Below are 24,825 nucleotides of genomic sequence, written 5' to 3'. Positions count from 1 at the left end.
AACTGTTTAAGCGTTGGACTAAGATAGGTACTATTTGCGAAGCGCTAAAAATGTACGGATTTTAAATTAGGACGGCGTAGCCGACTTTTTTACTTTGCCAATAAACTCCTTCGGGCTGATGCCAAATTGCTTTTGAAAGTTGCGAGTGAAATGGGAAGGTGTACTGAAACCCAATTTATTGGCAATCTCGTACACTTTAAATTCCTGATTGGTCAATAGCTGCGCGGCTTTCTTTAATCTGGTGATGTTGATTAATTCATTGGGTGATAAATCCGAAAGCGCCTTAATTTTGCGGTACAAAGTCGGCCTGCTCATGCACATTCTCTCGGCCAGCATATCTACACATAAACTTTGCTCAGACATGTTTTCTAAAATCAATGCATTCAATTTTTTTAAAAAAAGCTGATCGGCAGTCTCCTCTGTCTCTATATCAATAGGCGCAGACGGTGTAGCATCGTAATGTGCACGCAGCGATTTTCGGTTGCGTAGCAAGCTGGTGATCTGCGCTTGCAGAAAGTTAGGCGAGAATGGTTTTTCGATATAAGCATCCGCACCGTATTCCAATCCCTCAATTTTCGATTGCAGACTGTTCTTGGCCGTCAGCATGATAAACGGAATATGACTGTACTGCAAATCATCTTTGATCGCTGTGCACAGCTCATAGCCATCCATCACTGGCATCATTACATCACTCACGATAAGATCTACTGGATACAGTTTGATGTACGCCAAAGCTTCTTGACCGTTCGTCATTTTTACCACACGGTAATGTTCTTCGAGATCTTCGGCGATAAAGTCTAATATGTCTTGATGGTCGTCGGCAATTACGATGGTTGCCTCGGTAGGATGCATCGAATTTATCATAGATTTATAAGGTAGCTACAACAAATATATCAAAATTCTGTAATTGCTTATGCCGCTTAGCAAGGTTAGGGGAAATCGTTACAAAAAAAAGAAAGTCCTGAAATGGGAGTTTCAAGACTTTCGACAAACCAATTATTAACCAAACACTGTGAATGAAACAATATTTATGCCAGCTATAAGAAATTTGAATATTTAGCGCTTTTGTTTCAATAAATCTCATAAAACGGGTATTTGCCGCGAAGATTTAATTAGGCTGATTTCAGCCACTTACGGTAAAAAAAGAAGTCCTGAAGTGGGGAACTTCAGGACTTCTTACTAACTAACCAATTATTAACCTATTATGAAAAAATTACTACTGCCTATAGAACGGCGGTATTTTTGAAATAGTACAATCATTGGCTTTGATTAACTTTTTTTAACATCCAAACGGCTACTACGTGGTTTTTGATAGCTTGTACGTGGTGTCATTTATCTTCTGCACCAAATAATGCGTTTCTTCTGCTAGTCCTAATTGTGTCGCCGCATCCTTTCCAAGATTCAACACATGCGAGCGATCTCTGCGATGTGAGAATGTGCATTCAAACTTGTCTTGAATGATAATGGAGATTTTGCGCGTGCGTGTTGGGAATAGAGATTTAAGATCTTTCGTAATTCGAATCTGATTTTTCCGTACGTCATCCGCAGTGATCTTATTGCCGGGCGAAGGCAAGGTCACTTCTTCTACCGCAGTTTCTGCTACTGGAGTTGCTGCGATTACCGGTGTTTCCGCTATTGCTTCGTTCGTCAAGATATTGCGTACATAATACAACTTGTTCTTCGATTTTTCTGTGGTGCGCTCATCGACTTCAAAATCTGTCTTACGAGATTTGAATAGATGCGAAATCTTTTCGAAGCCGTAATTTCGAGCATCGAAGTCTGGTTTTCGTTTGATGATGAGATTCCCAATTTCTCCCAAAAATGCCCATCCGCTTTCGTCCGCTGTATCGTCTACCGTATCTTTCAATAACAATAAAGTGTCATCATCCAGTGGTGTGCTTTCTTTTGCTGCTGGACGGGGAGTCGCTTTCGTACCAGCCGCTGGAGCGTTGTTAGTATTTTCTGTTGCTTTCTTCTTCGAAGCAGACTTATGATCCAGAATCTCTACATAGATAAATTTATCACAGGATGCAATAAAAGGCTTCGGCGTTTTCCGCTCACCGATACCGATCACCAGTTTTCCGGATTCGCGCAGGCGCGTAGCCAGTCTGGTAAAATCACTATCGCTAGATACTATGCAAAATCCGTCGACACGATCCGAATGGAGGATATCCATCGCATCAATAATCAACGCCGAGTCGGTCGAGTTTTTGCCCTGTGTGTAGCTATATTGTTGTATGGGCGTGATCGCATGCGTAAGCAAACTAGATTTCCAATTTTCTACAAATGGACTGGTCCAATCGCCATATATCCGCTTGATGGAAGGTACGCCGTAGCGGTTCACCTCATTCAGGATTTCTTCTATTTTTTTATAAGACACATTGTCTGCGTCTATCAGCATTGCTATTTTTTGGTCTTTGCGATCCGCCATGATGTACTGCTCAAGTGTAAGTGCGATTAAAGGTAGTCGTAAATGCGATAACCTGCAAGCTAAGTCCGCTACAATACGATAAATGAATAGTTTTTAGCTATAATACTATTGAGTTAATTGATTTTCATTAATTTACATAATATCATATCTTTATGAAGATTGAGGAGTAGAAGAGGTAAAAATTATTAAATCATACGTTATTAAGAATGGAAAAAGAATCGAACGATTTAGGAAAATGCCCATTTCATAATGGTAATGGGGAGATTAAACAAGAGGTCGCCGGTAACGGTACTGGGAATAAAGACTGGTGGCCAAAACAATTGAAATTAAACATTTTGAGACAGCACTCCAAGCTGTCGGATCCGATGGATCCAGATTTTAATTATGCCGATGCTTTCAATAGTTTGGATCTTGAAACCGTCAAACAAGATTTGCACGCTTTGATGACCGATTCGCAAGATTGGTGGCCAGCAGATTTCGGCCATTATGGCCCACTTTTTATCCGCATGGCTTGGCATAGTGCCGGCACGTATCGTGTCGGTGATGGGCGTGGTGGTGCTGGTGCTGGGCAGCAACGTTTTGCACCTTTAAATAGCTGGCCAGATAATGTTAGCTTAGATAAAGCACGTCGTCTGTTGTGGCCTATCAAACAAAAATATGGGCGCAACATTTCATGGGCAGATTTATTGATCCTAACTGGTAATGTCGCGCTAGAATCTATGGGATTACAAACCTTTGGATTTGCTGGCGGTCGCGCGGATGTGTGGGAATCGGAAGAAGATGTGTATTGGGGATCAGAAACCACGTGGTTAGGTGGAGATCTGCGCTACGGACACGGTTCCGATGGTGCCGACAAAAAACATGGCGTCGTCGTATCCGACGATGATGCCGATGGCGATGTGCATTCTCGCAATCTCGAAAAACCATTGGCTGCGGTACAAATGGGCTTAATTTATGTAAATCCAGAAGGACCAGATGGTAATCCTGATCCTATTCTTGCCGCCAAAGATATTCGCGACACATTTGACCGAATGGCAATGAATGACGAAGAAACCGTCGCTTTGATTGCTGGCGGACATACTTTTGGTAAAACACATGGTGCTGCACCGGCAGATGACCACGTGGGCAAAGAACCAGAAGCTGCAGGATTGGAATTACAAGGTCTAGGCTGGCAGAATAGCTTTGGATCGGGTAATGCGGGCGATACCATCACCAGTGGACTCGAAGTAACGTGGACCACGACACCTACGAAATGGGGAAATAATTTCTTCGAAAATCTATTCAATTTTGAGTGGGAATTGACGAAGAGCCCTGCTGGAGCACACCAGTGGGTGGCGAAAGATGCTGGAGATATTATTCCGGATGCTTTTATAGAAGGCAAAAAGCATGCACCAACGATGTTAACCACCGATTTATCGTTGCGCTTCGATCCGGAGTATGAGAAGATTTCCAGAAGATTTTTTGAAAACCCAGATGAATTTGCAGATGCCTTCTCCCGCGCGTGGTTTAAGTTAACGCACCGCGATATGGGGCCGCGTGAATTGTATCTCGGACCAGAAGTTCCAGAAGAGGTTTTATTGTGGCAAGATCCTATTCCAGCAGTAGATCACCCACTGGTGAATGATCAAGATATAGCAGAGCTGAAAAAGCAAATACTGCAATCTGGTTTATCCACAGCAGAACTCGTAAGTACGGCTTGGGCCTCGGCCTCTACTTTCCGTGGATCCGATAAACGTGGCGGTGCCAATGGTGCACGCATTCGCCTAGCGCCTCAGAAAGATTGGGAAGTGAACAATCCAGCTCAACTGCAAAAGGTGTTGTCTAAATTAGAAGAGATACAAGCATCTTTCCAGCAAACACAATCGGACGGTAAAAAGATATCGCTCGCCGATTTGATCGTGCTAGCTGGTGACGCTGCGGTGGAACAAGCTAGCGACCATTCGCTTCAAATTCCTTTCCGACCAGGACGTATGGATGCTACGCAGGAACAAACCGATGTAGAATCTTTCGAGTATTTGGAGCCAATCGCAGATGGTTTCAGAAATTATCATCCAAAACAGTATAGCGCTTCGCAAGAAGAATTGTTGGTAGATAGAGCGCAATTGCTTGGTCTTACTAGTCCAGAACTTTCCGTGCTAATCGGTGGTTTACGTGTGTTGGGTGCCAACTACGATGGAAATGCTGATGGTGTTTTTACGGCCAATCTAGGTAAGCTTACCAATGATTTCTTCGTGAACTTGTTGGATATGAAGACCGAGTGGAAAGCCGTTTCGGCAGATAAACAACGCTACGAAGGACGTGATCGTTCTGGTGGAGATGTGAGGTGGACGGCTAGCCGAGCAGATTTAGTATTTGGTTCTAATGCCGAACTCCGCGCCATCGCCGAGGTATACGGCAGTGCCGATGCGCAACATAAATTTGTGCAGGATTTTGCTAAAGCATGGACTAAAATTATGCATGCGGATCGGTTCGATTAACTGTTTCAATTTTGTAAGTTAGAAGGCGCGGCATTTTGCTGCGCCTTTTTTCGTAGCAGAGCTACTAATACCGAGCAGAACAATTGTATGCGATTGACTGTTGTGCTGGGTACAGACAGGCGTCTTACATAGATAACTTCTACAGATGAAAAACATTCTCATATCCGGTGGAACCGGTTTTATAGGCACTAAGTTGGTGAACCATCTTTTAAACGCATTTCATGATGTACAGATTACCGTACTAATTCGAGATGAGAAATATCGGAAAGAGCAATCGCGCGTTCGTTATTGCCTTTGGAATGTGCAAAAGGATTTTATTTCTCCCGATGTGCCGCATGACATTGATACCATCATTCATCTGGCAGGCGCAAGTATTGCCGAGAAACGTTGGACGAAAGAACGCAAGAAAGTGCTGTTTGAAAGTCGTACGCATAGTACCAAATTATTAGTTGATTGGATCAAGACAATAGGAAAGGATGTGAAGACCTTCGTGTCGGCCTCTGCAATTGGCTGGTATGGCGAAGCTGCTACGGATCGCGCTTTCGTTGAAGAAGATCCGGCGGCGAATGATTTCTTGGCGCATGTATGTGCGGCATGGGAAGCAGCGGCCAAACCATTAGCTGCTACCCATGTACGAACTGTTTGGATTCGTACGGGATTGGTCTTGCACCCTGATGGTGGCATGTGGAAAGAAATGAAGAAAGCATTTGCCCTTCGCGTAGCGCCGCGATTTGGTAGCGGTAAGCAAGTGTTTAGCTGGGTCAGTCTGGAAGATTTACTTCGTCTATATACCTTTGCTGCGGTTACTCCTGCAATATCAGGTGCGCTGAATGCGGTTGCGCCAAAGCCCGAACAGCAAGCTGCGTTGACTAAAAAACTATTGAAAAAGACGTCGAGTTTTTCGATTGGAATGCCTATACCCGCATTTGCGCTTAAAATTGGCTTGGGCGAGTTGTCGCAAGAATTATTAAAGAATGCTCCAGTATCGTCTAAGAAAGCAGAAGATACAGGCTTTACGTTTCTTCATCCAACGTTAGATCATTTATAAAACGTTTTTTGATGGGCTGCAGGTGCTTACTACCATTGTCCGATATATTCTAATTTGTCACTAGCGGCAAGTCCATTGGGGTTGCAACCTGGTAACCCCTCGGGTACTTCTAGATTTATTTTCTGATAATAACTTTTCCAAAAGGTATCCGTTTGTTGGGTAGCTGGATCGATGAAAGTCATAGGTTCCAAAGTGAAGATGTGATCGTCGCGGAAAATTCGCTCTATAAAGTCCGAGCAATATAAGCTGTCATCGTCGAGTATGTAAGTGAAGTTGTAAGGGCGACCCAGCCATTTTTTAGCTTGCAACAGGGCTTTGGGTATGGCAGACTGATAAGCCGTTTTTAACCGATACACAGCATACTTGTGATTGTCAGCGGCATTATTGGTCAAGAATACTTCTAGTGGTTCTCGCAGAGATCCAGTTTTGGTATTCGCATGTAGTATAAAAATGGAATCTTGTGACACTTCGATCAATGCTACGTGGTCATAGGCTGTTTTGGCACTAGTTTGCGTGACGCGATCTATAGCGCCAGATAGGTTGAGCGTAGAAGCACTGACAAACAGTAAATCACCATTTTGTAAGATGATATCTGGAGTTTGCGGAATAGTTTTCGATTGTCCGAATGCTGTTGATGTCGTGGTAATGAACAGTCCTACACAGCAAATCAGTAGGAATAGTTTACGATAATTTGTTCTATTCATAGCTTCAAATATCGGTATTTCTATACACATAATGATGGATTGCCTTTGCTTCCATTCTTTGTTTTTGAAAAGACGTCTCTTTTCGTCGTTGTGGGAGGAGCAGTAAATGGCGAAGGCAGCTTCAAAGGAAACCTATTTAAAACACAAAACATGATCATTCAATAACCACAGGCTATAAAGCAAAGAGAGGTGACCGCGGGGCGATCACCTTCTTTTATAGTTGGTGTGATAGTGTCTCTTTTGTGAGCTTGATTAAGGCGCCCTTAATCAAGCTCAGTCGCATAGTTGCAACAAGCATGCCAATAATTTTTCTCTAAGTAATTAACGCGACTGCTACGAAGTTATTATTCGATTTCTATGATTTTTTTTAATTGAATTGTCAAATAGTAAGCATGAAAAAAGACTTTCAACCGGGGAGGCTGAAAGTCTTTAAACTAACCAATTATTAACCTAAAATTATGAATACACAAAGATACATAATATAGGTGTAAACATCAATTATTATTTTTATTTATTCTCAAATACATTGACTAAATAGTTTTAGCAAAGTTATTTTGCTAAACTGCTATATGAGAAAATATCTCTATGGCAGCTTTCTAACTTTCTGAAATCTATTATGTCTGCATAATAATACTTGCTGGGTCTATTGGTGCGGAGCATGATTTTGTAGCTGCATTTCCGCCACATCATGTTGTACTTTAAACGAAAAGCTATCCACACATTCTGGTGCCTCATTGCCATCGAATGCTCCGGTTAATGCGAAATAGGATCCCGAAATTTTCAAGTCATCACTTCCGACCAATTTCTGAATAGTAAGCGCAAGAAATCCAAAACGGGTGTCGCAATAGCTTTCTAGTTCCACTTTTCCATATTTTGTAGCAAGGGGAGCGACGGTGGGGTCAGTATGTGTAGCCACTTGGTGCAGATCGGCATAGCCTCCGGCTCCAGCTACAATATAAGGTACATCCTTATTTGGGTAATGTTTTACAAATCGCTGGTAATTATGTACATGTCCGCTAAACACGGCGTCTGGCAGGATGTTCATTTCTTCAAAAGCTTCATCCAAAAGCTCAATCATCGGTGTGCTAGAACCGTGGTTGCTATCTGCAGAATAGGGTGCATGATGCAGGCAGATTATTAATGCTTGCTTATCAGGATGCGCTTTACCGCGTTTCAGTTCTTCTTTGAACCAAGTTTTTTGTGTGTCATCGATCATCCCATGCTTATTGATATTTCCATAAAGGCCAATAATACGCGCTAATGGTGTTTCTAATGTCCAATACACATGTGGTTGCGTTCCTGTCAGTCGTTTGCTATTCTGACCAAAACGAATAGGTGTTTGTTCTTTACTACAAAAAACATGCGTAAATGCTTCTAAACTTTCGTACGGCTCTACTAAGGGATTAATATCTCCATCGTGATTTCCTGGTATAGCAAATATAGGAGCATCATATTGATCGTAATGCGATAAGAATTGGCTGTAATACTCGGAAGCCTCACCATGATTGTACACCACATCTCCCAAATGATAGAGAAAAGCAGGCGCATCTTCGCTCTCCCTACGGTGTGCATTGATGCTAGCAGCTAGTACAGATTGGAATGGAGAGTGTCTTGCGCTGCCCGTATCACCTACTAAATGAAAAGTCATCGATTCTTGTAGTTTTTCGATTTGTTTGGTAGGTAGTAGCTTGCTTAATTTTAGCTTAAAAGGGTATATTCCCGAAGGTTTAGGTAAGATTTTGAAATTGTGTGCATCATTTACCACTCTATTTAATAGGACGGGTGAAGTATATTTTGTTGAATTTGACATATTACCAATTTGTTCTATGGTTTTAAGGTATATAATACATTGGAAAAAAGAAAGATTTTCAAACGGGGAGAATGAAAATCTTTACTAACCAATTATAAACCTAAATTTTTGATATTACAAATGTACGTTACATAAGGATCCACATCACTATTTTCTGTGTTAAATAATTGTGAAATATTTTGCTGTATAAATTTCTCAATAAAGTACTACTCTATGAGCTATTAAGAAGCTTTTTGAATGTAAACGCCTAAAAATGAAACACTAAATATTTTAAAATTCATTTTATTTTTTTATAAATAAATTCACCTTAGAGATATTTTATTAATTATTTATATCTAGATTAGTCTAGATCACTGTCTATAGCGCATTGCTTAGTTATCTAAATATGTGAATAGAAATTAACGCTACACATTCTAAATGAATAAGAGTATGCTACAAAACATAATAATTTATAGTGGTTAGTAGCGTGTGTATCATCGAGTAAAATTTTGTTTTTTGGTCGATGTAGTAGTGCTATTTGTCTATAATATCTTTGACAGTGACCTTGCTTTTCGGAGCAGGAAGCAGATATAGCCATTCGCTAAGCAAATCTGCTGTTACAAACATGACCTACAATGCCTACGATAAATGTTCTAATTTGTATTATCCTATGTGAGAAAGGGTAGTTAACCAAGCTCAGAGTGCAATCGTCAAAACTTCCTTGTTTTGATGACACTAAGTGATTGGCAGGTACCTTCTATCCATTTTGAAGGAAAGAATTCACATAGATAAAAAAAACGGTGCAAAGTTGAAAATTTTGCGCCGTTCCTGTATTGTGTCATAACATGTATCCCGTTTTTGAAACAATTACCGTTATACAAACAATCAACGTGTTTTAGGATCTTGGTCTTACTAATGGATTGTACCAAAAAATTGAATAAATCTGCCAAAGATGTAGTCAAAAATGGTACTATTACAAAATAAATCAAGGTTTTGAAACAATCATTGATTTTATTTACGATATATGGACACCTCTGTACGCATAAAATATCTATTTAGCCAATGCAATTTTAAATAAACTTTTTGCGCTATGTTCATAAATTTATAGCTTAATAAAGATGGTTGTTGTTTTTTTAAGTGTGTATTGTTAATTGAATAGAAATTACATATGCAATTTCACATACTAACTAATAATATCATGACTAAAAAATCGAGTATTTTGAGCAGGTCGGGAGTGATAATGCTTTCGTCTATTTTTGCTATTTCGTGTCAGAAAGAGGTGTCTGACGGGGAGTCGGAGATTTTTAATGATGGCATAACTAAGTGTACTGTAGTGGACTATAGCAAATAGGGATGCGCGTGCAGAAGCGTGTCGCGTCGTGACGGTGGATTAATAATACAGATCCAAGAAGGGTGCAGCATTAACGTCAAGAGTGTGGCCTAGAGGACAAGTTATTACAATTAACTTTATTGGTGGAAGTGACTTTGTGCGAGAGCGAGTAATATTTTACGCTAAAAAATGGGAAGAACACGACAATATTAAGTCCGATTTTATTACTGGTAACACGGGTACATTACGTGTTTCATTTGTAGCGGATGCGGGATCTTATTCTTACTTGGGGAGAGATGCGCTACGTATTCCCCAAAGTCTAGAAACAATGAATTTCGGATGGTTTAATAACAATACCCCAGAAGATGAATTTAGCCGTACCACCATTCATTAGTTGGTCATGCCCTAGGCTTTATACATGAACAACAACATCCGGAAGCAAACTTAGATTGGGATCGAGACTTTGTATATGAATATTACAGGGGCGCGCCCAATTTTTGGACTAGACAACAAGTATATATAAATCTATTAAATAGATACAGTGTTGCACAAACAACCTTTAATGACTATGATCAGTATTCTATCATGCATTATTCTATTTTGGGAAGACTGATCAACCAAACGACAAACACGCCTAATAACACGACGTTATCGGAAGGTGATAAGGAATTGGCAGGTATCCTGTATCCATTTTAAATGAATTCAAATAGATAAAAAACGGTGCAAAGTTGAAAACTTTGCACCGTTCCTGTATGTTTTTTATGTATCTGCGAAGATCGCAAGATGTATTATATCATTACTCAATCATCCAGCGAAGCAAACTTGCTCCCCAAGAGAATCCAGCGCCGAAAGCAGTGAGCATCACCAAATCACCTTTATTCAATTTCTTTACATTTTCCCAAATACAAAGTGGGATGGTAGCCGCAATGGTATTTCCTAAGTATTCGATGTTAGAAAGTGTTTTACCTTCTTCCATATTTATTTCTTTACCTACCGCGTCAATGATACGTTTGTTCGCTTGGTGTGGTACCAACCAGCGCACATCTTCCACAGTCAGATTATTTCTGCTCAAGACATGTTTACAGGCGTCGCTCATAGACTGAATCGCTTGTTTAAAAACTACCTTACCGTCCTGACGAATGTATTTTCTTTCATTTTCAATGATTACATCGCCATTAAATGGATACAATGAGCCACCGGCCTCAATGTTCAAATAATCTTTGCCAGTCCCATTGCTTTGCAAGAAAGCATCCATGATGCCTTCTTCCTGAGATGGCTCAAGCCACACGACTCCAGCTCCATCTCCAAAAAGGATATTGGTAGATCTATCTTCAATATTAACGAAAGAGCTAATGTTGTCCGCACCAACGACCACGACATTTCTGTAACGATTGGTTTCCACCAAAGATGCTCCCAGATCCAACGCATACAGAAAACCAGAACAGGCGGCATTCACGTCAAAAGCCCAAATATTGGTCAAGCCTAATTTCTCAGCAATCAAATTAGCGGTGGCTGGCATCAGCATATCGGGCGTAGAGGTGGCGACTAATATCGCATCAATATCGTGGATATTGCGTTTGTACTCGGTAACCATATTACGTATAGCAGCCACAGCCATATCCGAAGTAGCTAGATCTTTCTCTAAAATGCGTCGTTCTTTTATTCCAGTACGTTTTACAATCCACTCGTCGGATGTAGCACATGCTAGCTCCAAATCATGATTTGTTCTTACTTGTTGGGGAAGGTAACCACCTATCGCTGTGATCGAAGCGTATTGTCTATTGTACATGCTCTGCAACTGTATCTCTCCTGTAAACGTTTATTCTTGTATAGTTATCGATTTTTGTGACGCAAATCTCTTCGAGTGTTTAGTATGCGTTATCATCTCAACTATTAAGGAAGTGCATACTTACTTGCCTGTGCAAAAATACATGCAAATATCGTGAAAAGTTATTGTAAATCGTAAGTTATTTTTTTCTACGTCAAACGACTTGTAATCTAGTATTATGGCTTGTTTACTACTGTTTTACGGTAATTTTGTATGGTGGATTTCAGCATTTAGCTATCAATCGTACACGAACTATTATCTCAAAGTGACGAATTAGCGATAGATATTGTCTCGATAGACATATTTGCCGCAGGCAAATTGGTTAAAACTAATAGGGCTTGTTTTTCTCATTTTGAAAACAAGCCCTACCTTTATTCGCGAACAGTAATAATGTCGCAAAAAATTACTTCTTAATCGCAGCTTCGTAACGACGACTAACCTCTGGCCAGTTCACAATTGTCCAAAATGCGCTCAAATAATCTGCTCTCTTGTTTTGATACTTCAAGTAGTACGCATGTTCCCATACGTCGATGCCCAAAATTGGTGTTCCCCATTTTTCTGCATTATCCATCAATGGATTGTCTTGATTAGCGGTCGAAGAAACAAATAATTTACCTTGGCTATCTACTGCCAACCAAGCCCATCCCGATCCAAAACGATCAGCACCGGCTTTATTTAGTTGCTCTTTCAATTTATCAATTGATCCAAATTCAGCATTGATCGCTTTCGCTAATGCAGCAGATGGTTTTGTATCTTTAGTTGGAGTCAAGATCGTCCAAAACAACTCGTGGTTGTAGTGTCCACCTGCATTATTACGAAGAGCCGCAGTACCAGAAGATACTTTGGCAAGAATTTTTTCTAGGCTTTCTTTCTCCATTGAAGTACCTGCTACCGCTTTGTTTAAATTGGCGGTATATGCTGCACCATGCTTAGAGTAATGGATTTCCATGGTTTCCGCATCTACTGCGCGTTCCAATGCATTGTAAGCATAAGGAAGTGGTGCTTGTTTGAATTGTGCTATGGCTGCCTGGCCCAATACCAAAGCAGATATCAAAAATGTTGCTTTAAAAAATTTCATCATGTTCTAGTTTTGTTATTCAACAAATAAAGATAGGGATAGTTTTATAGAAGATCCCTAATTTCCTTTACGAATTCTGCTCAAACTTACTTGTGTAACGCCCAAATAGGAGGCTATAAATTTTAGAGGAATTCGCTGTATCAGTTTCGGGTGTTCGGATAGCAAGGCATTATAACGCTGAGTAGCAGAGAGAAGCTCTCTTGATATGGCGCGGCGCTCCGCTTTCAGTAATTCGTATTCTGCTAACTTCCTTCCCCAGTTGGCCCAATGAATATCTTGTTTGTAAAGATGCTGCAAGTCTGCTTTCTTAATTTGATAGAGTTCGCAATCTTCGATCAGCGCGATGTTTTCATAACTTGGTATATCCATTACATAGCTCACCATCGATAGCACCGCTTCGCCCTCCTGACCAAACCAGAACGTAATCTCGCCCTTTTCGGATTCGGCATAGGCGCGCACCATTCCGTGTTTGATTAAGTAGAGAAAAGGCTCTAGTCGGTCGGCTCGCATCAATACATGTCCTTTTTTGAGCTTGATTAAACTAATCTTCTCTTCCAGTCGTGCTACGGAATCTGGCGGCAAAGGGTGGATCTTTCCTAGTAAAAGCGTCAGGCTATTCATCGTGATTTAATTTATTTTAGCTTGTCGTCTTTTGTGATAAAATCATCCGGTATATCGCGCTTATTCCCATCTCTTATCGCGTTATAATGCGGCGAAAGCAATTCAATATCGGCATCGTGAAATACATCCATCAGGCTTTTGTGCAATTCCGAATAGATCTGCGCTTGTTTATTTGGATGCTTGGTATAGGCATTAATTTGATAGGTAATATAAAAATCATCCAAACTGTTTTGCAGTACAAATGGTGAAGGCTCGGCCTCAATAAATTCCACTTGCAGCGCAGCTTTGATAGCCAATTGATGAACCATCTGCCAGCGTGTTTCGTACGACATGGTCAAATTGGTGTGTATAATCAATCCTTTTTCTTGCGAATCTGCACTGTAGTTGATCGTATGGCTATTCATGACCTGTGAGTTTGGTACAGAAATAACCTCATTTTTGGTCGTGCGAATGCGCGTAACAAGCAATGATTTCTCGATGATATCACCACTAATATCACCAATTTTTACGCGGTCGCCCAGCGAGAATGATCGCATATAAGTAAGAACCAATCCGGCGACGATATTGCCTAAGGCACCCGCGGAGCTGAAGGTGAAAAGCACACCAATAAAAACCGATACACCCTTGAAAATCGAAGAATCTGATCCTGGTAAATAGGGGAAGATCACGATCATCAGAAAAGCTAGTAGCAATACGCGTAAAATATGATAGGTGGGCAATGCCCAATCCGGGAAAAAACCGGGGATATGCAGTGCGCCAGTACGCAATTCGCCAGCAAAGAATTTCAATACTTTGAGCGCATAGCGAAATACAATGCAGATCACAATGATCGTAATGAGATTGGGGAAATACGCTACGATCGATGCGCCGATATCGCGCAGCGGATTTAGGAAATAACCTAGCAACACCGGTGTGTAACCGCGCGTGCTCGGAAATAGATTGAGCATCATCGGCAGCGCTAAATAGATCGCGGTAAGAATCAAGATCCACTTCATAGCCATGATAATGATCCATATGATGCGCACTTGCCGTGCGGGAGATATGAGCTGATAGCCACGGACCTGAACGCCCTGTAATCTTTTCCCACGATTAACGATCAGTTTTCGCCGTGTCCAAGTCGCCAGACGGCTCATGCCGATCACGAGTAGCGACAATACCGTAATGATGAGCGCTGCTCGTGAGAGGGAGATCAGCAGGTTTTTTAGACTCGTCTCTTCTCGGTGCTTACTAATAGTGGTTTTAATGTCCTGCAATTTCAGTGCAGCCAACGAAGCGATATCAATATTCGTCCATAGTGCATCTTGATCATTAAAGCTGATAATCATTTGGTCATTCCATGCGATGATCCAATTGTTTTCATTTTCCCAAGCGCGTAGTGAATCTACTTGGAAATCGAGATTGGATGCCAAATTTCGAATGCGCTCTTCAATCGCCGAAGCACGATCTTTGGCTGTATAACTACCCAAGCTGGTGTAGATTCTAAAAATAGTGTCTCTAAATGGAATGACCGGTACGCCATCGTTAAGTAGCTTGAGCGAATCTACTTTTTGTTTCCGACGAGCCAATAAAATCGAATCCCGACTTTGCAGCACGCGCAATTCTGCCACCAAACGCTGGTTTTCTTGCCGATCGTTCAATTGCAAACTGAGCAATTGGTTTTCGAGCGCCAAGCGTTTTACCGAATCGCGTCGTTGTTGTTCCATAAGCTGCATCAGATCCACCGAACGTTGATTGATCGCCGTCACGGTATCGGCACGAGATTGCAACGTGTCTTGAGTTGGCTGCTGAAATCCGTATGCTATCGCAGAGCAAAAAGAGAAAAGAAAAACAATAAAAATTTTGGTAATAGTTGTCATATAAGGTATATGCCGAATGGTGAACGCTGGATTCTGCCATAAAAGTACAATATTTCAGACATTCGGCACAGGCCAGCACAGATTTGTTTAGCGCTGTACCATGGTTCTGAAAGTCAGATTCACCCGTGGACTGTCTACTTTTTTAGTTGGTGGAAGTCGGTGCAACCAATGCTGCTGTGTGGTGCCAGACATCACCAGCAAGCTGCCATGTTCTAGTTGAATGTCGATCCTTTCTTTGGATTCCTTGTGCTTAAAACAGAATTTGCGCTGCGCGCCAAAACTAACGGATGCAATAGCACCATGCTTCTTCAATTCAGATTCGCCATCGCTATGCCAAGCCATGCCCTCGCTACCATCGTGATACAGATTCAACAGGCAGGAATTAAACGTTTCACCGGTTAGTTGTTCTACTTGATGTTTGATTTTTAGTAGTGCTGGTGTCCAATTTAAGGCGCGTTTTGTGGTGTTCGAATAAGTGTAATCAAAGGCTTGATCGCCATACCAAGCTACTTTTCTCTTGGTGATGATATGCTTACCAAAGATCACGGCCTCGTCGTTTTTCCACGCGATATGGTTGAGCAGTTCTTCTAAAAAGTCATCTGCTTCTTGTTGATTACAGATCACACCATAATACACACTACTGCCGTCTTTTGGTAAATATTCTATTGGTTTTGCGCTGCTTCCCATCCGATGATTGCTTTTTTTCTGTTTGTTCCCCACATATATCCGCCAATGCCGCCCGTGGTCTGAATGACTCGGTGGCAAGGTATTAAAAACGCAATTGGATTTCTTCCGATTGCTGTGCCTACCGCTCTGTGCGCTAATGGCGTTCCGATATCATGAGCAATATTTCCGTAGCTGCATAATGATCCTGTCGGTATTTCCAACAAGCATTGCCACACTTTGAGCTGAAAATCCGTGCCCTTCAGATGCAGCTTGATTTGCGGCATATCTGTCCAGTCTTGCTGAAAAATGCGAAGTGCTTTCGCCTGCATATCATTCCGTCGCGCGGTAAAGGTAGCTTGCGGAAACTTGTCGATTAACCGCTGTAGATCTGAGTCTGCATCTTTCACTATAAAACTTAAATGGCAAATGCCTTTGCTTGTATTTGCGATCAGCACTTCTCCAAATGGGGTGGTGTTCACCTGGTATTCAATCAATAAATTTTTGCCGCCATGTTTGTATTCTGCAGGCGTCATCCCTTCCAATTGTATGAACAGATCGTGCAAACGGCTGGTGCTGGATAAACCAGTGGCTTCGGTCGCTTCCCATAAAGTCGCGCGCTCTTTGCTCAATAATTCTTTGGCGTACCCCATGCTGATGTATTGCAAGAATCGTTTCGGCGTGGTGCCGGCCCATTCGGCGAAAAGCCGTTGAAAATGAAAAGGACTCAGGTGCACTTGCTCCGCAATTTCTTCCAAACTGGGCTGCTTGCCAAAATTATCACTAATGAAAGCAATTGCCTTTTCAATGCGTTTATAATTCACTGCGGTCAAATTTTCCATGTCCTTGTTGTATCTATTATTCAAAGTTCCGAAACATAGCACGTAAATAAAATCCGAAATTTGCTGAATTCCAAACACAATCCCTAATTTTGCAGAGAATTACTTTACTACGTTATCCATTCCCATCAATAATAATGAATATATCCACCAAGCTCTACCGCTTCATCGATCAACTCAACAAATGGCGTATGCAGAAAATTTCGAACAGAAATTTTTTAATACTGGTCGCGTTGCTGGTGGGAATTGTTGGTGGGTTGGCGGCGGCATTGCTGAAAGGGATGACGCACGGTATCGCTGCATTTTTGCAAGACGAGGTGCGCTCGCAATATAAGTATTATGTTTATTTACTTTTTCCACTCGTGGGTATTCTTCTCAGTGTGGTGTATGTACGAAGATTCATCCGTAAGAAAGAATTAGGGCACGGGATGACGCCGATTATGTATGCGATCTCCCGCAATTCCAGTAAGATTGAGCCACATAATATTTATTCGCAGATTGTCACTAGTGCCATTACGGTCGGTTTTGGCGGCTCATCTGGTCTCGAAGCGCCGATTGCGTATTCGGGCGCGGCGATTGGGTCAAATATGGGCCGCTTCTTTGGTCTGAGTTATCGCGAAGTCACCTTATTACTTGCCTGTGGTGCGGCAGCTGGTATTTCTGGTGCATTTAATAGTCCGGTAGCAGGCATGATTTTCGCCATCGAAATCCTACTTCCAGAGTTTTCGATTCCTGTGTTTATTCCTTTATTGATCTCTACTGCGACGGCAGCCGTGATTTCTCGTTCCATTTATAGCGAACCCCTATTTCACTTGGTTACCGACGATTGGGTCTTTAGCGCCTTATTTTTTTATATCCTGCTGGCCTTTATCGTAGGTGGTTTCTCCATCTATTTTGCTAAGCTCGCAGGTTGGCTGCGTTTGCAGTACAATAAAGTACATAATCCGTATCGCAAGGTCTGGATTAGTGGGATAAGTCTGGGTGTTTTAATATTTATTTTTCCGGCACTGTATGGTGAAGGTTATTTGGCGATTCAGCAAATTCTCGACGGCAATCATACGGCCATGTTGCAAAATAGCATATTCGCCGAATACAGCCATACCGGTATCATGGTTGTGATATTTGCCTTGTGTACCGTTTTTGCCAAGTCATTTGCTGCACTAATTACCTTAAATGGAGGTGGTAATGGCGGTGTGTTTGGCCCGAGTTTGGTGGTCGGCGGCTTGTTAGGTTTTGCCTTTTCCTACGGTTTGAACCTGACGGGAATGGTTGATCTCAATATTGCCAATTTTACCGTGGCCGGAATGGCTGGAGCCCTCGCTGGCATGATGCACGCACCATTAACAGCCATCTTCCTGATTGCCGAAATCACCGGTGGTTATGCCCTGATGGTACCTTTGATGTTAGTTACGGCGATTGCATATTTCATCAATCGTGTGGTGCTCAAGCACTCGATCTATACGAAAGGATTGGCCGAGCAAGGTGATTTAATTAGTCACGAAGACAAGGATCGTACGGTGCTCAGCATGATGAAGCTGCGCTATGTGTTGGAGAATAATTTTACCATACTACGTCCAGATGAGTTCCCGCAGGATAGAAGCCATGATATCATCCATACCAAGCGCAATATTTTTCCAGTAGTAGGCGAAGGTGGCAAGTTTTTAGGCGTGATCTACAGTGAGCGTTTGTTAGAAATTCTGCTCGGCGAACAGCCAGAAGGATTGAAAAAGACGATGGCCGAGTTAGCCGAAAAACCAATTGATACGGTATCTCTCGATGCGAATATGGAGCTGGTGATGCAAAAGATGAACCGCGAAGATGTGTGGATATTGCCCGTATTAGATGCCGATGGCTATTATCAAGGCTTTGTGTCCAAATCTGCGGTATTCAATAAATACCGTGCATTGCTCGTGCGACAAGCTTCGTACTTTGACCGCTAAATAGATGGTGATTTTGTGAGATTAGGGTAATCTCACAAAGTCATACCGTCGGACGCCCATTCGCTACGACGTCACTTTACTAGAATTTTCTTCGTATAGTAATCCCTTCGGGTAATGCTTAGACAGCGCATCTTGCCAACGAATACCAGAAAGATTGTCTTTTTTGCTCGTACCCACTCCGGCAATATGTGACCAAATGCCGTAGGTAGTAGCCGGGTTATAATCCAATAGATGCTCTTCAAAGAAAGAAGCATTTTCTAGCCACGTATTGTTAGTTTCTTGCAGTAAGTAAAGAGCCAATACTGTTCGCGCTTCCGATGGCAAATTGCCTGTACTTCGCAGGATATGGATCGCTTCATCTATAAAAGGCTGACCGGTATTTCCTGATTTCCAGTCCAAATCGATTGTTGCAGCTGTGTTTTCCTGAGGCTTGCCTTGATGTCCCTGTAATTTGAAATATACATTAGGATATTTCTTGAGCATAAAGCGATAATAATCTCGCCAAAAAAGACGTGCTGTTCTGCGTTCTAATCGCTTTTTATTGGTCGGCGTCATCGCTGCATGCAAGCGGTGGTATACCAATATGGGCGACAAAGCCCCAGAAGCCATATAAGGCGATAAAAGCGTAAAGTCATGAAAGCCTTTGTACGAATCGTTCAGAATCAAATCCAGATTATTCAACCCATGCTTTTCGCCGCCGATCAATTGTTTTTGTTTGGCAGACGCAATTTCCTCTTCTGAAAACCCTAAATCGGCCAATGTGGGGATTTCCGTAACTTCTAAATGCGCTGGAGTCACGATCTCTTCAATCTCTGGAAGGGTTGGCCTTACTTGGCTCTCGCGCTCGACTTTCTTTTTGAATAGGGCAAAGGAATCAGGAATATCGCGTACCGGAAAAGGAAGATCCTCCTTATGGTACATCGTATGCCCGATGAAATGCTTTAGATTGATGCGGCTGGATTGCCACAAGGCAGACTCTACTTTCTCCGAAATCTGTGTTTCACGCTGTGCCACTTCCCGGTGGTGATACACTTCATCTGCGTCGTACTTGGCCGCCAAACGTGGTATGATTTCTTCTGGATAACCATAGTAGGTCATGAGATCCCCATGCAAGCTTCGAAGGCTTTGTTTGAAAGATTGCACCGTTTCCTGGATAAATTGCGCACGCAAGATCCCCGTGTTCTTTGCGCCATATTTATTAGTGCTGTAGTAACGAGGGTCGAAGCAATATACTGGGATCACCAAATCGGCTTTCTGGACTGCTTCGAGTAGAATCTCATTGTCGTGTAAACGCAAATCATTCCTGAACCAAACAAGAACAACTCTCTTTTTATCCATAAATTATGTGAATCGTACCAATCACAAATATAAGTTTTCACGAGCGCAATCGCATTAGAGGTCTTATATTTGACACGATTTAGACATTGGTCAGTACGTATAAATTCGTGAAGCTGGCAACAGCAAAACAAATCATTCAACGCACGTGTTCTAATCTTGAAATTAATTCTACTTATAAAGTTCTTTAAGAACACTATTAAAATCAAAGTATGAGTATGCTTATCAGTGGACTTAATAGCTATTTGGGGAGGCGGGCAGCAAGTAATTTGGCCTCAGATGATTGCCAGGTATATGGCCTTATCCGGGATGCCAAACTGTTTGAGGCAACTGGTTTTGAACCAGTGACCGCCACTTTGCTGTCTGTCGATTTATTGCGAAAAGAACACGCTTACACCGATTGTGCCGTTGCTAACTTAGGAGTGGGGATTTGTTTTGCCCCGTCATCCAACCTCGACGATCAAGTAAGTTTACAGGTGGAACTTACCCGCTTGAAAAATTTTATTACGCTCTTGAAAACGAACAAATGCAATCGTGTAGTATATTTCGCACGTTTGGTCGATCAGGAGTATATCCGTTATATCCAGCAATTATTTGTCGATTATCAGATTGATTATACCATCGTCATTGCCAATATTGCCTTAGGGAAACACAGCTTGGCCGATCGGTATTTCAGGCAATTAATGACCGAGAAATACGTGTGGTATGATGAAGCGATGGCTAATGTGGAATTTAGGCCAATTGCAGCTTTGGATGTGTTGCGCTGGATAAGGACGATTGACTGGCAGAAAGATTTTATTAATCAAGTGCTGGAATTGGGGGGCGTTCAAAAAATGAGCGTGCGAGAATTATTTCGTCTCTATAAAAACCTTAATAAAGTCAACAACATCGGTGTGGCGGTGCCACATTTTATTTATTCCATATTCTTCCAGCGTAAGAGAAAGCTACAGCAGGAAGATCATTTAGAAATTAAGCGGATGTTTCGCTACGAGTACCCGCTCGACAACTCTGCCTGGGCTAAGCGCGTATCCTTTTGCTTTACACCGATTGAAGAGGCAATACTGCAAGATCAGTAAATGACGTCCAGCCGGCCAAATCTGCGGAGAGTATTTTTTTTAGTTTTTTAAGAAGGCGCTGATTATCCTGCTATTTTTGTGCTAGCTACAAACAATATGATATGGGATACAAAAGTTTAGCAGCATGTGTTGCCGATTTAGAACAACATGGTCATCTAATAAGAATCAAAGAAGAAGTAGATCCTTATTTAGAAATGGCCGCAATACACATGCGAGTGTACGATGCGGGTGGTCCTGCGATCTATTTTGAGCGCATAAAAGGAAGTCAGTTCCCGGCAGTATCTAACTTATTTGGTACGCTAGAACGATCCAAATTTATGTTTCGCGACTCATTAGCTAACGTAAAAAAGTTGGTAGATGTGAAGATGGATCCGATGTCGGTCGTCAAAAAACCTTTCTACTACGCTGGATCGGCGATGGCCGCCCTAGGAGCATTGCCATGGAGAAAGAAATCGAATGCTCCGATTCTGCATGGTCGCACGACGATTTCCGCATTACCACAAATCGTCAATTGGCCGATGGACGGCGGTGCATTTGTCACGATGCCACAAGTATACACGGAAGATGCCGATCGTCCGGGCATCATGAATGCTAATCTGGGTATGTATCGTATTCAGCTTTCTGGCAATGAGTATATCGCCGATCAAGAAATTGGTCTACATTATCAATTGCATCGTGGAATCGGCGTGCACCAGACCAAAGCAAATGCATTGGGTCGGCCACTCAAAGTATCTATATTTGTCGGCGGACCACCATCACATCCGCTTTCTGCGGTGATGCCACTGCCAGAAGGTTTGTCAGAAACCATCTTTGCGGGCGCATTAGGGAATAGAAGATTTCGGTATTTCTACGACGAGGAGGGATTTTGCATTTCGTCTGATGCAGATTTTGTGATTACTGGTACGGTATATCCTAATGAAAACAAACCAGAAGGTCCATTTGGAGATCATATCGGATATTATTCTTTAACGCACCCATTTCCACTGATGAAAGTGCATCGCGTATATCACCGTAAAAACCCGATCTGGTCATTTACGGTCGTCGGGCGACCGCCGCAAGAAGATACGAGTTTTGGTGCGCTGATTCATGAAATTACCGGGGCTGCCATTCCGATGGAGATTAATGGTTTGCATGCGGTACATGCGGTCGATGCTGCAGGGGTACATCCCTTATTATTTGCTATCGGTAGCGAAAGGTATACGCCGTATCAACAAGTGGAACGGCCACAAGAACTGTTAACCATTGCCAATCAGATCTTAGGCAAAAATCAACTGAGTCTTGCCAAGTATTTATTCATTTCCTCTTTTGAAGACAATCCGCAGCTGGATATCCACGATGTGGTCGGTTATCTAAGCCATATTTTGGAACGGATCGAGTGGGATAGGGATGTGCATTTTCAGACCAATACCACCATTGATACGCTGGATTATTCGGGCGACGGATTGAATGCGGGTTCTAAAGTGGTATTTGCGGCAGTCGGATCGCCTAAATACACGTTAGCGACCGAGATCCCGGCCGGATTAGATTTTCCGCACCCATTTGGACGTGCAAAAATGGCGCTGCCAGGTGTATTGGTCGTGGAAGGTAGTGATTTTGAAAATTACGAATCCGACCAACAAAAAATAGATAGTTGGTCTAAAGCAATTAATTCAGAGCTACTAAATGGAATTCGATTAATTGTACTAGCAGACGATGCGGGTTTTACCGCAGAGACGCCAGCCAATTTTGTTTGGGTTGCCTTTACGCGTAGCAATCCTTCACATGATATTTATGGTGTAGATGCTTTTACGCGATTCAAACATTGGGGCTGTAACGGAGCGCTTATTATCGACGCACGTACCAAATCACATCATGCACCCGCATTAATCAAAGATCCTGCAGTAGAGCGCAAAGTAGACCAACTCGGTGCGAAAGGGGGATCATTGCATGGTGTAATTTGATATTTGTTTCAAGTATTTTCAGTAAATGATACGATCTGATTAAACACTTAGTATTTATGTTGTAAATTATTCAATAAAAAGCCAAAAATGTTATGAATTTAATTTTTTAATCTGTTTCTTTGTTAAAGAGTATTGACAAAAGATTGTATTCGATTAAAATTTAAAATAGTATGTGCGGGATTATTGCAGCATTTGACATAAAAAATTCAGAAGAGACTCTGAGACCGCAGGTCTTAGAAATGTCTAAACGTATACGCCATAGAGGACCAGATTGGTCTGGTATATTTAGTTCTTCGAAAGCGCTGTTGGCGCATGAGCGCTTAGCGATTGTGGATCCACAATCGGGCAGTCAGCCTTTGTACAGCGAAGACAAGCAGGTGGTGTTAGCGGTGAATGGTGAGATTTACAATCACCGAGAGTTACGTGCTACCTTGCCCGATTATCCATTTGCTACGCAGTCCGACTCGGAAGTGATCTTAGCTTTGTATTTGCAGCATGGCGCTTCTTTCTTGGCGGAGCTCAATGGGATTTTTGGATTTGCATTATACGACGCTCGCAACGATAGCTTTTTGATCGCGCGTGATCACATGGGCATTATTCCGCTGTATTATGGATATGATGAGGATGAGCAATTATTTATCGCATCCGAGTTGAAGTCTTTAGAAGGTTTTTGTACCAAGATAGAGCAGTTTCCTCCGGGACATTATATCTATAGCGCAGAAAGCAATACGCCACAACGCTGGTATACCAAAGATTGGGAATCGTACGACACGGTCAAAGAAAATGAAACGGATATCGATGAATTGAAACAAGCACTAGAAGATGCTGTACACCGCCAATTGATGTCGGATGTGCCTTATGGTGTATTGCTTTCTGGCGGTTTGGATTCTTCGGTAATTGCAGCGATCACCAAAAAATACGCTTCCAAGCGTGTAGAATCTGATGATGCGGAAGAGGCTTGGTATCCACGTCTGCATTCTTTCGCTGTTGGTTTAGATGGTGCGCCAGATTTGATCGCTGCCAAGAAAGCTGCTGACCACATTGGTACGATTCACCATGAGATCAACTTCACCATCCAAGAAGGTTTGGATGCTGTACGCGACGTGATTTATCATTTGGAAACGTATGATGTGACCACGATTAGAGCATCTACACCGATGTATTTGCTAGCACGCGTGATCAAATCGATGGGTATCAAAATGGTGCTTTCAGGAGAAGGTTCTGATGAGCTTTTTGGTGGATACTTATATTTTCATAAAGCTCCTAATGCGCAGGAATTCCATGAAGAAACCGTACGCAAGCTCAAAAAACTGTACTTATATGATTGTTTGCGGGCTAACAAATCTTTAGCTGCCTGGGGAGTAGAAGGTCGTGTTCCATTTCTAGATAAAGAGTTTATGGATGTAGCGATGCGGATCAATCCTGCGGATAAAATGATCAAAGATGGCCGCATGGAGAAATGGGTGGTACGTAAAGCATTTGAAGACTATCTGCCAGAAAGTATAGCTTGGAGACAAAAAGAACAATTTTCGGATGGTGTTGGTTATAGCTGGATTGATACCTTAAAGGCGCAGGCAGAATCAAATGTGAGTGATGAAGCATTCGCTGCTGCTGCTAGCCGTTTCCCGATCAATACGCCAAAGAATAAAGAAGAATTTTATTACCGTACCATCTTTGAATCGCATTTCCCTTCGGAAGCTGCTGCTCGTACCGTACCTTCTGTAAAATCAGTCGCTTGTAGTACGCCTGAAGCATTGGCGTGGGATGCCTCTTTTCAAAATGTGAATGACCCGTCTGGTCGCGCGGTAGCTAACGTACATAATGATAGCTATTCCAAAACTCCAGCACAAGAAATAGTATAATCCTAATC

Annotated in this window: 18 protein-coding genes; 7 read left to right on the top strand and 11 right to left on the bottom strand. The window is 42.1% G+C overall.

Annotated elements, in window-relative coordinates; all coding sequences use genetic code 11:
- Positions 1–66: 66 nt before the first annotated feature.
- Together AC3IRT_RS13675 and AC3IRT_RS13670 are read right to left on the bottom strand one after the other, a co-directional pair.
- Complete coding sequence (locus AC3IRT_RS13675) at positions 67–864, bottom strand: response regulator transcription factor (RefSeq protein WP_489393772.1); 798 nt, start codon at positions 862–864, stop codon at positions 67–69.
- A 433-nt stretch (positions 865–1,297) separates the two neighbouring features.
- Positions 1,298–2,431, bottom strand: coding sequence for an NYN domain-containing protein (locus AC3IRT_RS13670; protein WP_489393771.1), 1,134 nt, complete (start codon positions 2,429–2,431; stop codon positions 1,298–1,300).
- A gap of 206 nt (positions 2,432–2,637) precedes the next feature.
- Here AC3IRT_RS13670 and katG point away from each other — a divergent pair, with 206 nt between their 5' ends.
- Positions 2,638–4,908, top strand: coding sequence for a catalase/peroxidase HPI (gene katG / locus AC3IRT_RS13665; RefSeq protein ID WP_489393770.1), 2,271 nt, complete (start codon positions 2,638–2,640; stop codon positions 4,906–4,908).
- A gap of 145 nt (positions 4,909–5,053) precedes the next feature.
- Complete coding sequence (locus AC3IRT_RS13660; protein WP_489393769.1) at positions 5,054–5,956, top strand: TIGR01777 family oxidoreductase; 903 nt, start codon at positions 5,054–5,056, stop codon at positions 5,954–5,956.
- A gap of 29 nt (positions 5,957–5,985) precedes the next feature.
- On the opposite strand, the gene AC3IRT_RS13655 is transcribed toward AC3IRT_RS13660, so the two are convergent.
- Both AC3IRT_RS13655 and AC3IRT_RS13650 read right to left on the bottom strand, forming a co-directional pair.
- Positions 5,986–6,660 carry a YiiX/YebB-like N1pC/P60 family cysteine hydrolase gene (locus AC3IRT_RS13655; RefSeq protein WP_489393768.1) on the bottom strand — a complete coding sequence of 225 codons (675 nt, stop codon included), beginning with the start codon at positions 6,658–6,660 and terminating at the stop codon, positions 5,986–5,988.
- Between the two features lie 643 nt (positions 6,661–7,303).
- On the bottom strand, positions 7,304–8,470 hold the full coding sequence (locus AC3IRT_RS13650) for a metallophosphoesterase family protein (RefSeq protein WP_489393767.1): 1,167 nt from the start codon (positions 8,468–8,470) through the stop codon (positions 7,304–7,306).
- A gap of 1,412 nt (positions 8,471–9,882) precedes the next feature.
- On the opposite strand from AC3IRT_RS13650, the gene AC3IRT_RS13645 reads away from it, so the two are divergent.
- The gene (locus AC3IRT_RS13645; protein WP_489393766.1) at positions 9,883–10,173 is read left to right on the top strand and encodes a zinc metalloprotease; all 291 of its coding nucleotides are present in this window, start codon (positions 9,883–9,885) and stop codon (positions 10,171–10,173) included.
- A gap of 402 nt (positions 10,174–10,575) precedes the next feature.
- Here the strand turns inward: AC3IRT_RS13645 and AC3IRT_RS13640 are convergent, their stop codons facing one another.
- The 6 genes from AC3IRT_RS13640 to AC3IRT_RS13615 form a co-directional block, all read right to left on the bottom strand.
- On the bottom strand, positions 10,576–11,568 hold the full coding sequence (locus AC3IRT_RS13640; RefSeq protein ID WP_489393765.1) for a beta-ketoacyl-ACP synthase III: 993 nt from the start codon (positions 11,566–11,568) through the stop codon (positions 10,576–10,578).
- 442 nt (positions 11,569–12,010) lie between these two features.
- A complete protein-coding gene (locus tag AC3IRT_RS13635; RefSeq protein WP_489393764.1) occupies positions 12,011–12,688 on the bottom strand; it encodes a superoxide dismutase in 678 nt (225 codons plus the stop codon).
- A 54-nt stretch (positions 12,689–12,742) separates the two neighbouring features.
- Positions 12,743–13,306, bottom strand: coding sequence for a Crp/Fnr family transcriptional regulator (locus AC3IRT_RS13630; RefSeq protein ID WP_489393763.1), 564 nt, complete (start codon positions 13,304–13,306; stop codon positions 12,743–12,745).
- 11 nt (positions 13,307–13,317) lie between these two features.
- The gene (locus AC3IRT_RS13625) at positions 13,318–15,162 is read right to left on the bottom strand and encodes a mechanosensitive ion channel family protein (RefSeq protein ID WP_489393762.1); all 1,845 of its coding nucleotides are present in this window, start codon (positions 15,160–15,162) and stop codon (positions 13,318–13,320) included.
- 87 nt (positions 15,163–15,249) lie between these two features.
- Positions 15,250–15,849, bottom strand: coding sequence for an alpha-ketoglutarate-dependent dioxygenase AlkB family protein (locus tag AC3IRT_RS13620; protein WP_489393761.1), 600 nt, complete (start codon positions 15,847–15,849; stop codon positions 15,250–15,252).
- Complete coding sequence (locus AC3IRT_RS13615) at positions 15,825–16,667, bottom strand: methylated-DNA--[protein]-cysteine S-methyltransferase (RefSeq protein WP_489393760.1); 843 nt, start codon at positions 16,665–16,667, stop codon at positions 15,825–15,827. Before AC3IRT_RS13615 ends, AC3IRT_RS13620 begins: the two co-directional genes overlap by 25 nt.
- A gap of 134 nt (positions 16,668–16,801) precedes the next feature.
- On the opposite strand from AC3IRT_RS13615, the gene AC3IRT_RS13610 reads away from it, so the two are divergent.
- A complete protein-coding gene (locus AC3IRT_RS13610; protein ID WP_489393759.1) occupies positions 16,802–18,604 on the top strand; it encodes a chloride channel protein in 1,803 nt (600 codons plus the stop codon).
- Between the two features lie 63 nt (positions 18,605–18,667).
- Here the strand turns inward: AC3IRT_RS13610 and AC3IRT_RS13605 are convergent, their stop codons facing one another.
- Positions 18,668–19,942 (bottom strand): deoxyribodipyrimidine photo-lyase, encoded by a 1,275-nt coding sequence (locus tag AC3IRT_RS13605; protein ID WP_489393758.1) that lies wholly within the window; start codon positions 19,940–19,942, stop codon positions 18,668–18,670.
- Between the two features lie 209 nt (positions 19,943–20,151).
- Here AC3IRT_RS13605 and AC3IRT_RS13600 point away from each other — a divergent pair, with 209 nt between their 5' ends.
- The 3 genes from AC3IRT_RS13600 (at position 20,152) to asnB (ending at position 24,817) form a co-directional block, all read left to right on the top strand.
- Positions 20,152–21,015 carry an SDR family oxidoreductase gene (locus AC3IRT_RS13600; RefSeq protein WP_489393757.1) on the top strand — a complete coding sequence of 288 codons (864 nt, stop codon included), beginning with the start codon at positions 20,152–20,154 and terminating at the stop codon, positions 21,013–21,015.
- 101 nt (positions 21,016–21,116) lie between these two features.
- Complete coding sequence (locus AC3IRT_RS13595) at positions 21,117–22,955, top strand: UbiD family decarboxylase (RefSeq protein ID WP_489393756.1); 1,839 nt, start codon at positions 21,117–21,119, stop codon at positions 22,953–22,955.
- A gap of 170 nt (positions 22,956–23,125) precedes the next feature.
- The gene (gene asnB, locus AC3IRT_RS13590) at positions 23,126–24,817 is read left to right on the top strand and encodes an asparagine synthase B (protein WP_489393755.1); all 1,692 of its coding nucleotides are present in this window, start codon (positions 23,126–23,128) and stop codon (positions 24,815–24,817) included.
- The last annotated feature ends 8 nt before the right edge of the window (positions 24,818–24,825 follow it).

The organism is Sphingobacterium sp. KH_072 (genome assembly GCF_057837975.1).
Note: the sequence above shows the minus strand (reverse complement) of the source record. Positions and strands in the feature narration are given on the sequence as shown.

Excerpts from the sequence above, each read along its gene's own strand:
- AC3IRT_RS13675 (WP_489393772.1), bottom strand. The coding sequence starts at position 864 with ATGATAAATTCGATGCATCCTACCGAGGCAACCATCGTAATTGCCGAC.
- AC3IRT_RS13670 (WP_489393771.1), bottom strand. The coding sequence starts at position 2,431 with ATGGCGGATCGCAAAGACCAAAAAATAGCAATGCTGATAGACGCAGAC.
- katG (WP_489393770.1), top strand. The coding sequence starts at position 2,638 with ATGGAAAAAGAATCGAACGATTTAGGAAAATGCCCATTTCATAATGGT.
- AC3IRT_RS13660 (WP_489393769.1), top strand. The coding sequence starts at position 5,054 with ATGAAAAACATTCTCATATCCGGTGGAACCGGTTTTATAGGCACTAAG.
- AC3IRT_RS13655 (WP_489393768.1), bottom strand. The coding sequence starts at position 6,660 with ATGAATAGAACAAATTATCGTAAACTATTCCTACTGATTTGCTGTGTA.
- AC3IRT_RS13650 (WP_489393767.1), bottom strand. The coding sequence starts at position 8,470 with ATGTCAAATTCAACAAAATATACTTCACCCGTCCTATTAAATAGAGTG.
- AC3IRT_RS13640 (WP_489393765.1), bottom strand. The coding sequence starts at position 11,568 with ATGTACAATAGACAATACGCTTCGATCACAGCGATAGGTGGTTACCTT.
- AC3IRT_RS13635 (WP_489393764.1), bottom strand. The coding sequence starts at position 12,688 with ATGATGAAATTTTTTAAAGCAACATTTTTGATATCTGCTTTGGTATTG.
- AC3IRT_RS13630 (WP_489393763.1), bottom strand. The coding sequence starts at position 13,306 with ATGAATAGCCTGACGCTTTTACTAGGAAAGATCCACCCTTTGCCGCCA.
- AC3IRT_RS13625 (WP_489393762.1), bottom strand. The coding sequence starts at position 15,162 with ATGACAACTATTACCAAAATTTTTATTGTTTTTCTTTTCTCTTTTTGC.
- AC3IRT_RS13620 (WP_489393761.1), bottom strand. The coding sequence starts at position 15,849 with ATGGGAAGCAGCGCAAAACCAATAGAATATTTACCAAAAGACGGCAGT.
- AC3IRT_RS13615 (WP_489393760.1), bottom strand. The coding sequence starts at position 16,667 with ATGGAAAATTTGACCGCAGTGAATTATAAACGCATTGAAAAGGCAATT.
- AC3IRT_RS13610 (WP_489393759.1), top strand. The coding sequence starts at position 16,802 with ATGAATATATCCACCAAGCTCTACCGCTTCATCGATCAACTCAACAAA.
- AC3IRT_RS13605 (WP_489393758.1), bottom strand. The coding sequence starts at position 19,942 with ATGGATAAAAAGAGAGTTGTTCTTGTTTGGTTCAGGAATGATTTGCGT.
- AC3IRT_RS13600 (WP_489393757.1), top strand. The coding sequence starts at position 20,152 with ATGAGTATGCTTATCAGTGGACTTAATAGCTATTTGGGGAGGCGGGCA.
- AC3IRT_RS13595 (WP_489393756.1), top strand. The coding sequence starts at position 21,117 with ATGGGATACAAAAGTTTAGCAGCATGTGTTGCCGATTTAGAACAACAT.
- asnB (WP_489393755.1), top strand. The coding sequence starts at position 23,126 with ATGTGCGGGATTATTGCAGCATTTGACATAAAAAATTCAGAAGAGACT.